At 51.1% G+C, this 13,318-nt stretch carries 13 protein-coding genes; 8 read left to right on the top strand and 5 right to left on the bottom strand.

Annotated features, from left to right (window positions below):
* Window positions 1-56 precede the first annotated feature (56 nt).
* From yhfZ to M2371_RS14030, 8 genes are all read left to right on the top strand, one after another.
* Entirely contained in the window at window positions 57-959 is a 903-nt protein-coding gene (yhfZ, locus tag M2371_RS14065) for a GntR family transcriptional regulator YhfZ (RefSeq protein WP_259267977.1), read from the top strand.
* Between the two features lie 22 nt (window positions 960-981).
* Window positions 982-1,338 (top strand): PRD domain-containing protein, encoded by a 357-nt coding sequence (locus M2371_RS14060; protein WP_172893049.1) that lies wholly within the window; start codon window positions 982-984, stop codon window positions 1,336-1,338.
* Between the two features lie 90 nt (window positions 1,339-1,428).
* Window positions 1,429-2,604: a YhfX family PLP-dependent enzyme gene (locus M2371_RS14055; RefSeq protein WP_259267976.1), complete on the top strand. Its 1,176-nt coding sequence runs from the start codon at window positions 1,429-1,431 to the stop codon at window positions 2,602-2,604.
* The gene (locus M2371_RS14050) at window positions 2,597-3,832 is read left to right on the top strand and encodes a phosphopentomutase (RefSeq protein ID WP_259267975.1); all 1,236 of its coding nucleotides are present in this window, start codon (window positions 2,597-2,599) and stop codon (window positions 3,830-3,832) included. Before M2371_RS14055 ends, M2371_RS14050 begins: the two co-directional genes overlap by 8 nt.
* Window positions 3,825-4,715: a phosphotriesterase-related protein gene (locus tag M2371_RS14045; RefSeq protein WP_404979393.1), complete on the top strand. Its 891-nt coding sequence runs from the start codon at window positions 3,825-3,827 to the stop codon at window positions 4,713-4,715. Before M2371_RS14050 ends, M2371_RS14045 begins: the two co-directional genes overlap by 8 nt.
* Before the next feature lie 9 nt (window positions 4,716-4,724).
* Complete coding sequence (locus M2371_RS14040; protein WP_034499110.1) at window positions 4,725-5,078, top strand: DUF2620 domain-containing protein; 354 nt, start codon at window positions 4,725-4,727, stop codon at window positions 5,076-5,078.
* A gap of 10 nt (window positions 5,079-5,088) precedes the next feature.
* Window positions 5,089-6,393: a YhfT family protein gene (locus M2371_RS14035; RefSeq protein WP_034499109.1), complete on the top strand. Its 1,305-nt coding sequence runs from the start codon at window positions 5,089-5,091 to the stop codon at window positions 6,391-6,393.
* Between the two features lie 54 nt (window positions 6,394-6,447).
* Window positions 6,448-7,533 carry an aminotransferase class V-fold PLP-dependent enzyme gene (locus M2371_RS14030; RefSeq protein ID WP_259267974.1) on the top strand — a complete coding sequence of 362 codons (1,086 nt, stop codon included), beginning with the start codon at window positions 6,448-6,450 and terminating at the stop codon, window positions 7,531-7,533.
* A 46-nt stretch (window positions 7,534-7,579) separates the two neighbouring features.
* Here M2371_RS14030 and M2371_RS14025 read toward each other — a convergent pair whose 3' ends face one another.
* The 5 genes from M2371_RS14025 to nirB form a co-directional block, all read right to left on the bottom strand.
* Complete coding sequence (locus M2371_RS14025) at window positions 7,580-7,753, bottom strand: YhfL family protein (protein ID WP_259267973.1); 174 nt, start codon at window positions 7,751-7,753, stop codon at window positions 7,580-7,582.
* A gap of 127 nt (window positions 7,754-7,880) precedes the next feature.
* On the bottom strand, window positions 7,881-9,254 hold the full coding sequence (cysG, locus tag M2371_RS14020; RefSeq protein ID WP_259267972.1) for a siroheme synthase CysG: 1,374 nt from the start codon (window positions 9,252-9,254) through the stop codon (window positions 7,881-7,883).
* 16 nt (window positions 9,255-9,270) lie between these two features.
* Window positions 9,271-10,077: a nitrite transporter NirC gene (gene nirC / locus M2371_RS14015; protein ID WP_034499100.1), complete on the bottom strand. Its 807-nt coding sequence runs from the start codon at window positions 10,075-10,077 to the stop codon at window positions 9,271-9,273.
* Window positions 10,078-10,221: 144 nt separating this feature from the next.
* Window positions 10,222-10,548 (bottom strand): nitrite reductase small subunit NirD, encoded by a 327-nt coding sequence (gene nirD, locus M2371_RS14010; protein ID WP_034499097.1) that lies wholly within the window; start codon window positions 10,546-10,548, stop codon window positions 10,222-10,224.
* Window positions 10,545-13,097, bottom strand: a complete 2,553-nt coding sequence (nirB, locus tag M2371_RS14005) for a nitrite reductase large subunit NirB (RefSeq protein ID WP_172893055.1) — start codon at window positions 13,095-13,097, stop codon at window positions 10,545-10,547. Before nirB ends, nirD begins: the two co-directional genes overlap by 4 nt.
* Window positions 13,098-13,318 lie beyond the last annotated feature (221 nt).

Below are 13,318 nucleotides of genomic sequence, written 5' to 3'. Positions count from 1 at the left end.
GCCATTTATATTCATTTTAATGAAGATATAACCATTCAATAAAATGAAGATTAATTATGAGCCGTAGCTTTATCAAGAAAGAAGGTGTCGCCCAGGCGAGCCTGGCACGTTATTTACTGGGTGAGAAAAATGGTAACCGACTGAAAACTATCGACGAACTTGCAACAGAATGTCGATTCTCAGTCGGGCTGATTCAAGCCGCACTAAAAACTCTTGAGAAAGCGGGGGTGGTATCTGTTGAGCGTCGTGGGCGTAATGGCAGCTATCTGGTGAGCATGGATAACAAAGCCTTATTGGCTTTTGCTGATATTGGTAATGTAGTGTGTGCCATGCCGTTGCCCTACACCCGTCTTTACGAAGGTTTAGCTAGCGGTTTGAAAGCGCAGTTTGATGATATTCCGTTTTATTACGCGCATATGCGTGGCTCAGATGTCCGTGTCGAATGTTTGCTCAATGGCGTTTATGACCTGGCGGTCGTTTCCCGGCTGGCCGCGCAAAGTTATCTTGATAACACTGATGTTTGTATGGCGCTGGAGCTTGGCCCGCACACCTACGTCGGAGAGCACAAGCTGATTTGCCGCGCAGGCGATCAACAGATTAAGCGTGTTGGGCTGGACTCACGTTCTGCTGACCAGCGCATCATGACCGAGATTTACTTTTCTGGTCAGCCGGTTGAGATACTTGATGTGCCTTACCACGAGTGTATCAACCGCATCGCGAAGGGTGAAATTGATGCCGTCATCTGGAACGTGGGTGGCGAGGCCGATTTGGAATTGCTCGGTCTGGTGGCACAGCCGTTAAACGGTGACCCGCGTTACGTGCAGGCCTCCGAAGCCGTGGTATTAACGCGTGCGGAGGATGTGCCCATCCAGCAATTGCTGCGCACGGTAGTGAACAAAAGTGAGCTGCTTGCCCATCAACAAAGAGTGTTACAGGGCGAGCAGGAGCCAAGTTACTAAGTTTCATTAAGAGGTAAGGGCAGTGGAAGAGCGGCTAAATCTATTGTGTGATGCGGGGATTATCGACCGGGATATTTGCGAAGGTATGCTCGGTGTGGTTGAGCAGCTAGAGAGCGTATGGGCGATCCCGGTGCGAAATGAGCAAGGAGAAATGGCTATCACGCACATGGCGAACGCATTGATGCGCAGCCGCCGTGGTGAGGAAATCGGCCCGCTTGACGAAGAATTGCTTGAGGAAATTGTCATGTCGCAGGCCTATCCAGAACTTCTGCCGATTCATCGGGCAATGCTGGCACCGTTTGATGTCACGCTTCATCCCAATGAAGAGGGCTATCTGCTGGCCAACCTGTTTAGCCTGTGGATGGTCAGTAAAAGCTAAATCTTTTTTATTCGTTCACTGCTTTGCTTTAAATATTCAAAAAAATGATTATTTAGAGTTTTTTGCATCATGGAGTCGAGAGGCAAGGGCATGTTTATTGAAGCACTCAAGGCACAAAATCCGGCGTTGATTGAGGCCGCAATAAGGTTATGGCGTCAGGGCGATATTCTGCCAGATACCTGCGTTATCGACGTTGACCAGGTTCTGGAGAACGGTCGTCGTCTGCTGGAAATTGCCCAAAGCCACGGCATCACGCTGTATCTGATGACCAAACAAATCGGGCGTAATCCGTGGATGGCAAAACGACTGATTGAACTTGGTTTTCACGGCACCGTCGCAGTGGATTTTAAAGAAGCCCGCACGCTGCGCAATGCTGAAGTACCCGTCTCGCACGTGGGCCATTTGGTGCAGACACCTACCAGCCTGGTCACAGAAAATGTCGCCGCTTCGACGGAAATGATGACCGTTTTTTCGCTGGAGAAGGTGCGTGAAATCTCAAATGCAGCGCAGCGCTTCGGGCTTATCCAACCCATTATGCTGAAAGTCTTCGATGAGAAAGACAAACTTTATCCGGGGCAGGAAGCAGGATTTCCTCTATCCGATCTTGAGAATACCGTCGCCGCTATCGGCAAAATGCCCGGTGTGAAAATCTCAGGGCTGACTCATTTCCCGTGCCTGCTGTGGGATGACGAATTACGCAAAACGCTGCCTACGCAGAATCTACATACGCTTTTGCAGGCTCGCGACCAACTTCGTAGCCTGGGCATTGAAATCGCTCAACTGAATGCGCCGTCGGCTTCAAGTTGCAGCACGTTGCCGCAGCTTGCCGGGTATGGCGTAACACATGCTGAACCCGGCCACGCGCTAACCGGGACGATTCCCGCCAACCAGCGTGGCGACCAGCCAGAACGCATCGCTATGTTGTATCTCACTGAAGTATCACATCAATTTCAGGGGAATAGTTACTGCTTTGGCGGTGGCTACTATCGTCGGGGTCATGCTCAAAATGCCCTGGTTTATCCGGTGTCGAGCAGCGCTCCTTCTCGCGCAAATTTATTGCCAATGGATGACAGCAGTATTGATTATCACATCGGGCTGGAAGGTAAATTCCCGGTCGGTGCACCGGTCGTGATGTGTTTTCGCACGCAAGTATTTGTAACGCGCAGCGATGTGGCCCTGGTTTCTGGAATCAGTCACGGAAACCCAGTGCTCGAAGCGCTTTATGACAGTCTCGGTAACCCCATTTGCGGAGGTCTACGTGAGTAAGTTTGTGGTGGTGGTGATAGACAGTTTTGGCGTGGGCGCTATGGATGATGTTCCGCAAGTCAGGTCTGAAGATATGGGTGCAAATACCTGTGGGCATATTTTGCGGCATTTCCCGCAATTGCGTTTGCCGGTGCTTGAAAAACTCGGCCTGATTAATGCGTTGGGTTTTACCGAAGGCGTCATGCGCCCTTCGGTAAACGCAGCTTACGGGACGGCAGCGCTGCAACATGAAGGTGGCGATACTTTCATGGGACACCAGGAAATACTTGGAACCCGGCCTCAAGCCCCGCTGCGTATGCCTTTCTCAGAGGTTATTGATGAAGTTGAGCAAGCATTAAAAGCCGATTGTTGGCAGGTCGAACGGATAGGTGATGAGCTGCAATTTTTATGGGTGAATCAGGCGGTGGCGATTGGCGATAATCTCGAGGCCGACCTTGGTCAGGTGTTTAACATCAGCGCTAATTTAAACGCCATCTCCTTCGACGAAGTTCGCTCCATCGGAGAAATCGTGCGTCACTGTGTGCAAGTCGGGCGGGTGATTGCTTTTGGCGGGTTACTGGAAAGCAGCCAGCAACTTCTTGATGCAGCCGAAGAAAAACAGGGCACTTATATCGGCGTCAACGCGCCGCGATCGGGTGTATATCAGCAGGGCTTCCAGGTTGTGCATATGGGTTTTGGCGTGAATGGTCGCGTGCAGGTGCCGCAAAAATTACATGACGCAGGCGTCAAAACGGTGTTAGTCGGTAAAGTCGCTGATATTGCTCTTAACCCGCACGGCATCAGTTATCAGAACCTCGTTGATACCCAACAGATCATGGACATCACGCTTGATGAAGTACAAAAGCCGGGTGATGTTTTTATCTGCACCAATATTCAGGAAACTGATTTGGCCGGCCATGCCCAGGACGTTGCGCGTTATGCTGAGCGCCTGGAAGTGGTCGATAAAAATCTCGCGCGCCTGATGAATGCGCTACAACCCGGCGACTGTCTGGTGGTTATGGCCGATCACGGCAACGATCCGACTATCGGCCATAGCAAGCACACCCGCGAAAATGTCCCGCTTCTGGTCTGGCAGCCTGGTATATCCCATTCATACCTAGGCGCCAGAAAAACACTGTCTGATGTCGGTGCGACAGTCTGCGAATTCTTCGCGGCAAGCGCGCCACAAAACGGCACTTCATTCCTGTCACTTCTTAATACTTCCAATACCGGAGGCAATCATGGCTGAACCGCTGCGAATTGACGCGTCGGGTTATACCTATGCTCACGAGCATTTGCATATCGACTTGTCGTCATTCAAAAACAATATTGATTGCCGCCTGGATCAATACGATCTGATTTGTGCGGAAATGAAAACGCTTTACGGATTAGGCGTGCGCAACATCATTGAGATGACTAACCGCTATATGGGGCGTAACCCGCAGTTTATGCTCGATATTATGCGTGACACCGGCATGAACGTAGTAGCCTGCACCGGCTATTACCAGCATGACTTCTTCCCCGAACACGTTGCCAGTACCAGCGCAGAAAAACTGGCGCAGGAGATGATCGACGAAATCGAAATCGGCATTGAAGGCTCTGAGCTTAAAGCGGGAATCATTGCTGAAATCGGCTCAAGCGTGGACGTCATCACGCCGGATGAAGCAAAAGTATTTTCTGCCGCGGCGATGGCACACCGTGAAACAGGGCGTCCAATTTCGACGCATACCTCTTTTAGCACCATGGGCCTGGAACAACTGGCGTTACTCAAAAGCTACGGCGTGGATCTGTCCCGCGTGGTTGTCGGCCATTGCGACCTGAAAGATAACCTCGACAACATTCTGCGCATGATTGAGCAGGGCGCGTATGTCCAGTTCGATACCATCGGCAAAAACAACTATTACCCGGACGCGAAGCGCGTAGCGATGCTGCAAGAAATCGCCAGCCGCGGCTTACTCGACCACGTCATGCTCTCCATGGATATTACTCGCCGCTCGCATTTAAAAGCCAACGGCGGCCTCGGTTTTGATTATTTGCTGACAACGTTTGTGCCTTTGTTGCTGGAGGCGGGTTTCTCTCAGGCCGACGTTGATTTGATGTTACGTGACAACCCCTCTGTCTTCTTTAAATAAGGATTTCCCATGAAAAAGATCGGTGTTGCTGGCTTACAGCGCGAACTTATTAAAAAAACTATCGAGACGTCCGCACCTGACTGCTTTGAAGTGTTTATTTACAACGATATGGAAGCGGCTATGAAAGTGAAATCAGGCCAGCTCGATTACTACATTGGTGCCTGTAATACCGGCGCTGGCGCGGCGCTGTCGATTGCTATCGCCGTGATTGGTTACAACAAAAGCTGCACGATTGCGAAGCCAGGAATTAAGGCGAAGGAAGAGCAGGTCGCCAAAATGGTTGCGGATGGGAAAGTCGCTTTTGGCCTGTCGGTGGAGCATATCGAACATGCCATCCCGATGCTTATTGCTCATTTAAAATAAAGGCAACGCTATGGATTTCTATATTCAGATAGTTGTGGTGGCTTGCCTGACCGGGATGACGGCGCTGCTGGCGCATAAGTCAGCGGCAGTGTTCCACGATGGTATTCGCCCCATCCTGCCTCAGCTTATCGAAGGTAATATGAATCGCCGCGAAGCAGGCAGTATCGCTTTCGGCCTGAGTATTGGCTTTGTGGCCTCGGTCGGGATTTCATTCACGCTCAAAACCGGTTTGCTGAACGCCTGGCTGTTATTCCTGCCGACCGATATTCTCGGGGTATTAGCGGCAAACAGCCTGTTGGCGTTTGGTATGGGAGCGGTCTGGGGCGTGTTGATCCTGACTTGCCTGATCCCGGTTAACCATTTGCTGACAGCCCTCCCGGTGGATGTGCTCGGGTCGCTTGGCGAGTTAAGTTCGCCGGTCGTTTCCGCTTTTGCTCTGTTCCCGCTGGTAGCCATTTTTTACCAGTTTGGCTGGAAGAACAGTCTGTTTGCGGCGTTTGTGGTGTTGATGACCCGCGTGCTGATTGTGCGTTTCTTCCCACATCTCAATCCTGAATCTATCGAAATTTTCGTCGGCATGGTGATGCTGCTGGGGATTGCGATTGCTCAGGATCATCGTACCCGTGATGAACGCGAGCACGATGACGGAGGGCTTTCTGTCTTTGAAGAGCGCACATCGCGCATCATCAAAAACCTGCCGTTTATAGCGATTGTCGGCGGGTTGATTGCGGTGGTTGCCAGCATGAAGATCTTCGCCGGTTCTGAAGTGTCGATCTTTACGCTTGAGAAGGCATATTCAGCCGGTATTACACCGGAACAATCACAAACGCTGATCCATCAGGCAGCACTTGCCGAATTTATGCGCGGGCTTGGGTTCGTGCCGCTGATTGCCACTACGGCGCTGGCGACGGGTGTTTACGCTGTGGCAGGTTTTACATTTGTCTATGCCGCAGGGTATCTCATCTCCAACCCGCTATTAGCCTTTATTGTGGGGGCGGTAGTGATTTCAGCCGAAGTGTTACTGTTGCGTTCCATCGGCAAATGGCTGGGACGTTACCCGTCTGTGCGTAACGCATCGGACAACATTCGTAACGCGATGAATATGCTGATGGAAATGGCGCTGTTGGTAGGTTCTATTTTTGCGGCTATCAAAATGGCGGGTTACACCGGCTTTACCATCGCGGCGGCGCTCTATTTCCTGAACGAAGCTTTGGGACGTCCGATTCAGAAAATGGCCTCACCGGTCGTGGCGGTGCTGATCACCGGTATCGTGCTGAATATTCTCTATTATTGCGGCCTGTTTATTCCGGTCTGATTTCTCTCTTTGCCCACGGCCCTGAAGGGCGGTGGGCTTCACGGAGTGCATAAAGTGAAAACCTGGCCTTTGCAGAGCCTGACGATGGAACAGGCGCAGCGTAAACAGTTTCAACTGGTGGATACTATTTGCCGCCATTTTCCCGGCAGTGATTTTCTTAGCGCCGGAGACCTGGGTTTAGTGCCTGGCCTCAATCAGCCGCAAATGACCCAGCGTGTTGAGTCGGTACTGGCAGATTTCTTTGGCGCACCCGCAGCGGCTCTTGTGCAAGGTGCAGGCACGGGCGCAATTCGCAGTGGTTTAGCCGCTTTGTTGAAATCAGGTGGGAGTTTACTGATTCACGATGCGCCGCTTTATCCCACCACTGCTGTCATTGCGGAACAAATGGGCTTGCAGCTTATTCGTGCCGATTTTAATCAGCTTGAAGAAGTGAAAAGGGCGATAGAAGAGCACCGTCCGCAAGCGGCACTGATTCAACACACACGCCAGAGCATCAATGATTCGTATCATTTGCAGGAGGTTATCGCCTGTTTTAATCACTACGATTTGCCATCGCTCACAGATGATAATTATGCCGTGATGAAAGTGATGAGTATTGGTTGCGAATGTGGCGCCACTCTTTCGACTTTCTCGTGTTTCAAGCTTTTCGGCCCACCGGGCGTTGGCATTGTCGTTGGGGCAGAAAAGGCTGTGAATGCGGTGCGCCAGAGTATGTATTCAGGCGGTAGCCAGATTCAGGGTTTCCAGGCCATGGAAGCGTTACGCGGATTAGTGTTCGCCCCTGTTATGCATGCGGTTCAGGCTCAGGTAAACGATAGTCTGGTTGAACAACTCAATACGGGCAGTATTGCGCAGGTTAAACAGGCATTTATCGCCAACGCGCAATCGAAAGTTTTGTTGGTTGAGTTTCACCAACCGATTGCAGAAAAAGTTCTGGCAAAAGCACAACAACTGGGCGCATTGCCGTATCCGGTGGGTGCTGAGTCGAAATATGAAATTCCGCCGCTTTTTTACCGCGTGTCAGGTACTTTCCGTGAGTCGGACCCAACGCTTGAACAGCGTATGATTCGTATTAATCCAAATCGCAGTGGTGCAGAAACGGTATTGAGAATATTGCGTAAAAGTTGTGAAGGTATATAAAAAAACACCCTCATAAAGAGGGTGTCACATATTTAATGTAGCTTGTTTATTTTGATTCATCCGCAGGGCCACAGCCGCCGATAATTCTTGAGATAGAAATTGCTGGGTGAAGCAGATAATCATAACCACAGTTTTTGCTTTTGTTTTCAATGTGGCCACTACATGCGGTCAGCGTTGAGATAACGGCGAATAATGCGGTAATCCTCACAAGCTTAATCATTGATATTCCCTATCATAATTGGATTGGACTATTTGGATATATAAAAAAGGCTACTCAGTATATGAGAAGCCTTAATTATTGCTAAGTCCGAAACCAAACAGGATATGGGCGAAATTTATGTTGATTATTAGTGATTTGAAAACCAGTTTAATTTTTCGCGTAATGCAACGACGCTGCCGACAATAATAAGCGCAGGGCTTTCAACCTGGGTTGATAATTCACCCAGTTCACTTAAAACACCACTCACAACCCGCTGTTTAACCGCAGTGCCATTTTCGACCAGCGCGACGGGCATTTGAGCCGACATTCCATGCTCAATGAGTTTTTCCTGAATGGCGGGTGCCTGGTTCAAGCCCATATAAAATACCAGCGTTTGTTTTTCAGCCGCCAGATTTTGCCAATCCAGTTCGCCGCCTGTTTTAAGGTGGCCCGTCACCAGACGCACGCTTTGCGCGTAATCGCGGTGAGTTAACGGGATGCCTGAGTAAGCGGAACAGCCAGATGCCGCCGTAATTCCAGGTACCACGGAGAACGGAATGCCGCCTTCGCACAAGGTTTCCAACTCTTCGCCGCCACGACCAAAGATAAACGGATCGCCACCTTTCAAACGCACCACGCGTTTACCGCTTTGCGCTTCACGCAGCAGGATCTGGTTAATCTCTTCTTGTGGGACGCAGTGATAACCCGCGCGTTTACCCACGAAGACGCGGTCCGCATCGCGACGCACCAGGTTCATAATGTCATCTGATACCAGACGGTCATAGACCACTACGTCAGCCTGCTGGATTTGCTGTAATCCTTTGAGCGTCAACAACCCGGCATCCCCAGGACCTGCACCGACCAGCACCACTTCGCCACGATGATCGAGTGGTGTGGCGAACATGGATTCGGTTTCTTTGTCGATAGCTAGTTTGTCTTCGTTCGCTAAATACTGTGCAAGGCGATCGTTGGTGAAGAACTTTTCCCAGAAGCGACGGCGCTCGCCCATGGTTTTGAAATTGGCTTTTACCCGGCCACGCAGCGTACCGGCATAAGAGGCAATTTTCCCCAGATGCAGCGGCAGAATGGCTTCGAGTTTTTCGCGTAGCAGACGAGCAAGAACAGGGGAGGTGCCGCCAGAAGAAACGGCAACCATCAGCGGTGAGCGGTCGATAATCGATGGCATGATGAAGCTTGCCTGTTTTGGCGCATCAACCACGTTACAGAAAATACGGCGGGATTCAGCCGCATCGCTGACTTGCTGATTGACTGCATCGTTGTCTGTTGCGGCAATGGCCAGCCAGCAAACATCAAGCAGTGCGGGATTAAATTCACCCTGAGCCAAACTAATCATGCCCTGTTCTGCCCACACATGGAATTGCGGGGAGAAGTCCAGGGCATTAACAGTGACCAGTGCACCTGCCTCCATCAACAAACGCGCTTTACGTTCTGCAACATCGCCACCACCAACAAGCAAACAGGCACGACCTTGCAATTGACAAAATATAGGCAGGTGATCCACGGGTAATCCTCAAAAATTAATGACGTGCAGTCTCCGGCGTGGCGATTCGCTCAGGCTGTGGACGCTCGGATTTCGGAGTAGCATACCAATAACCCAGACCCATGAATACTACGCCAGAAAGGGTATTCCCAAGCGTTACCCACAGAAGGTTGTGACCGATACCAGCCATCGTGTACGCATCGCTGTGATGACCAAACCAGGACAGGGCAAACAGCGTCATGTTCGCGATGGAGTGCTCGTAACCTGAAGCGATAAACGCCAGCAGACACCACCAGATTGCAATGAATTTAGCAGCACCTTCAGTACGGACAGCCATCCAGATTGCAAGGCAAACCAACCAGTTACACAGTGCACCTTTGAAGAACAACACCATTGCAGGAGCAGAAGTTTTTGCCAGCGCTGCGGTGTGAACCAGGCTGGTATCTAACGGCAGCAGGCTACCGCCACCCCATTTGTACAGCAGGGCAACAAACACCGAACCGACCAGGTTACCTAACCAGGTTTGCGGCAAAATACCCCACATCTGACCGTGAGAAATTGTGCCCGCTTTCACACCGAACGTCAGGAACATAGTGTGTCCGGTGAATAGTTCGGAGCCTGCGATGATCACTAGCGTCAGGGCGATACCGAAAGTCGCACCCATAACCAACGGGCGAAACGCTGGGTCAACCAGATTCCCCAGTGTGAAAATCAGGATGATGCCAAGCCCTACATAAGCCCCCGCCATTGCGGAGCTAATCCAGAAACCAAGCGGGTTATTTTTTGACAATCGGGCAATGCGAGCGGCATTCGCCGCACATTTATTAATGGTATCGGTGAACATTTTTGTTATCCCAACAAATTGAAAGAAAAAATAAATAACTGAAATTTCTCCCTCACCCCGACCCTCTCCCTGAGGGAGAGGGGGAAAACCGAGTTAATTCCCTCTCCCTCAGGGAGAGGGTTAGGGTGAGGGTTGTTTTAAGACTTAAGCTTTAATCTGAACCTGGCCGTCTTGTACGCGCGCTGGGTAGTGCGCAATTGAGCGGCTCTCGTCTTCCATGCACAGTCCGTCTCGCAGTCTGAAACGCTGCTTTTTCAACGGGCTGGCAACCCAAAGTTCATTCTGGTGCTCGGCAATCAGGCCACGCGACAGCACGCTCGCTTCAAAGAACGGGTCAATGTTGCTGATGGCAAATACCTGGTCGTCATTGCGCGGGCGGAAAATCGCAATTTGCTTATTGCCGACTAGTGCACAAACTCCGGTAGCGGGCAGGATGTCGTTTAACTGGCAAACGGTAGTCCACTGGCTCATACATTTTCCTCCACTTCTTCTACCAGGGTGACCGGGATACGCTCGTATGGCGTTGCCGGGCGATGCTGCTCACGCTCAGGGACGATTTGTACATTCGGATCGCGCACCGGGCTGTTGATGAAGTGCTTGAAGCGAACCTGAGCTTCCGGGGTATTGACCGTTTCAGTCCACTCGCAAATCACTTTTTCGCGCAGACGTTCCAGCTCGGCTTCGAGCTGATCGTTCAAGCCCAGCTTGTCTTCGATGATGACTTTTTTCAGATACTCGATGCCACCTTCCAGGCTATCTAACCATGGAGCGGTACGCGTCAGTTTGTCGGCGGTACGGATGTAGAACATCATGAAACGGTCGAGATATTTGAGAAGCGTTTCGCGGTCTAAATCTGCGGCCAGTAAATCGGCGTGGCGAGGTTTCATGCCGCCGTTACCGCACACATACAGGTTCCAGCCTTTTTCAGTCGCGATGATGCCGACATCTTTACCCTGTGCTTCAGCACATTCACGGGTACAGCCCGATACACCAAACTTCATTTTGTGTGGAGTACGAATACCTTTGTAGCGGTTTTCCAGCTCAACACCGAAGCCAACGCTATCGCCAACGCCGTAACGGCACCAGGTGCTGCCGACGCAGGTTTTCGCCATGCGCAACGCTTTTGCATAGGCGTGGCCCGTTTCAAAACCGGCTTCAATCAGCTGACGCCAGATTTCTGGTAAATCGTCTTTCTGCGCACCAAACAGGCCGATACGCTGGGAGCCGGTGATTTTGGTATAGAGGTTGTATTCGCGTGCGATACGCCCGACTTCCATCAAACCTTCCGGTGTGATTTCTCCGCCTGCGGAACGTGGAATGACAGAGTAAGTCCCGTCTTTCTGAATGTTGCCAAGGAAGTTGTCGTTAGTGTCCTGAAGCGGCGTGTGCTGTGGTGCAAGCACATAGTCGTTCCAGCAAGAGGCCAGCAAAGAACCGACGGTCGGTTTACAGACTTCACAGCCGTAGCCTTTGCCGTATTTTTGCAGCAGCTCGTCGAAGGATTTAATGCCTTCCACACGAATCAGGTGATACAGCTCCTGGCGAGAGAACGCGAAGTGCTCGCACAGATTATGGTTAACTTCGATACCTTGCTTGCTCAGTTCGGCATTCAAAACTTGAGTAATCAAAGGAATGCAGCCACCACAGCCGGTGCCGGCTTTGGTTTCTGCTTTCAATGCAGCGACAGTATGGCAGCCGTTGTTGATGGCTTTAACCAGATGACCTTTAGTGACATCAAAGCAAGAGCAGATTTGCGCGCTGTCCGGGAGTTTATCAACACCAATTGCCGGCTTACCGGAGCTGGCGTGCGCAGGCAGAATCAGCGCGTCCGGGTTCTCTGGCAGTTCGATGTTATTCAGAACCAGTTGCAGAAGGTTGCCGTAATCGCTGGTATCGCCGACCAGAACCGCGCCGAGCAGGGTTTTGTTGTCAGCGCTAACAATCAGACGCTTATAAACTTCTTTGCTTTCGTCGAGATAAACATAGCTGCGGCATTCCGGTGTGCGACCATGCGCGTCACCAATCCCGCCCACATCCACACCAAGCAGTTTCAGCTTGGCGCTCATATCAGCACCTTCGAAGGCGTTTTCTGTACCGAGCAGGTGGTCAGCCGTGACTTGGGCCATTTTGTAGCCAGGGGCGACCAGGCCGAATGTGCGGTTGTTCCAGCTCGCGCATTCGCCAATAGCATAGATGTCGGGATCAGACGTCTGGCAGCTATCATTCACCGCGATACCGCCGCGTTGCCCTGTTGCCAGGCCGCATTGTGTTGCCAGCTTATCGCGTGGACGGATACCGGTGGAGAAGACGATGAAATCTACTTCCAGGTCTGTGCCGTCAGCGAAACGCATGGTCTTACGCGCTTGCGTACCTTCCTGCACGATTTCCAGCGTATTTTTGCTGGTATGTACGCGCACACCCATGCTCTCAATCTTATTGCGCAGCTGCTCGCCGCCCATGCGGTCAAGCTGTTCGGCCATCAGCATTGGCGCGAATTCGATAACGTGCGTTTCAACGCCGAGGTTTTTCAGCGCGCCTGCGGCTTCAAGGCCGAGCAGGCCACCACCGACCACGGCGCCGCGCTTGCTGCGGCGGGCACATGCTTCGATAGCGTTCAAATCTTCAATGGTGCGGTAGACGAAACAGTCTTGTGTTTCGGAGCCTTTAATCGGCGGGATCCACGGGTATGAACCGGTCGCCATGACCAGTTTGTCGTAATACACGGTACGGCCAGTATTCGAGTGAATGACTTTTTCCTGGCGGTTAATGGTGATGGCGCGTTCGCCAACCAGCACTTTTACACCGTGTTTCTCATAGAAACCGTCACGAACAAGGGATAATTCTTCAGCGGTATGATGGGAGAAATAGGAAGATAAATGCACGCGGTCGTAGGCTTTGCGTGGCTCTTCACAAAAAACGGTGATATCGAATTGGCCTGGCTGGGCTTTATCAAGTAAGTCTTCGATAAAGCGATGGCCGACCATGCCATTACCGATGATTGCGATTTTGACTTTGCTCATAATTGCCTCAATTTCTTTTCTATTACTGCCTACCTTAACGATTCAGCAATGGCGATTATTGATACAAATCAAATACACCTTTATATACCTCTTAATGGGTATATTGCTGATTTTAGTGGGTTTTTATAAGTGACGGAAATGTTTAGCTATTCACTGGAAGACAATAAATGCCCTGATTTTGCCTGGTCGTGCTATGAAATAGAGGCAGCTAATCAACAAGG

The organism is Buttiauxella sp. BIGb0471 (assembly GCF_024807715.1).
Taxonomy (GTDB): domain Bacteria; phylum Pseudomonadota; class Gammaproteobacteria; order Enterobacterales; family Enterobacteriaceae; genus Buttiauxella; species Buttiauxella agrestis.
Note: the sequence above shows the minus strand (reverse complement) of the source record. Positions and strands in the feature narration are given on the sequence as shown.

Coding starts and splice junctions, on each gene's coding strand:
- M2371_RS14040 (WP_034499110.1), top strand. CDS start 4,725: ATGAAAAAGATCGGTGTTGCTGGCTTACAGCGCGAACTTATTAAAAAA.
- M2371_RS14025 (WP_259267973.1), bottom strand. CDS start 7,753: ATGATTAAGCTTGTGAGGATTACCGCATTATTCGCCGTTATCTCAACG.
- M2371_RS14035 (WP_034499109.1), top strand. CDS start 5,089: ATGGATTTCTATATTCAGATAGTTGTGGTGGCTTGCCTGACCGGGATG.
- M2371_RS14045 (WP_404979393.1), top strand. CDS start 3,825: ATGGCTGAACCGCTGCGAATTGACGCGTCGGGTTATACCTATGCTCAC.
- M2371_RS14055 (WP_259267976.1), top strand. CDS start 1,429: ATGTTTATTGAAGCACTCAAGGCACAAAATCCGGCGTTGATTGAGGCC.
- nirB (WP_172893055.1), bottom strand. CDS start 13,097: ATGAGCAAAGTCAAAATCGCAATCATCGGTAATGGCATGGTCGGCCAT.
- nirC (WP_034499100.1), bottom strand. CDS start 10,077: ATGTTCACCGATACCATTAATAAATGTGCGGCGAATGCCGCTCGCATT.
- yhfZ (WP_259267977.1), top strand. CDS start 57: ATGAGCCGTAGCTTTATCAAGAAAGAAGGTGTCGCCCAGGCGAGCCTG.
- nirD (WP_034499097.1), bottom strand. CDS start 10,548: ATGAGCCAGTGGACTACCGTTTGCCAGTTAAACGACATCCTGCCCGCT.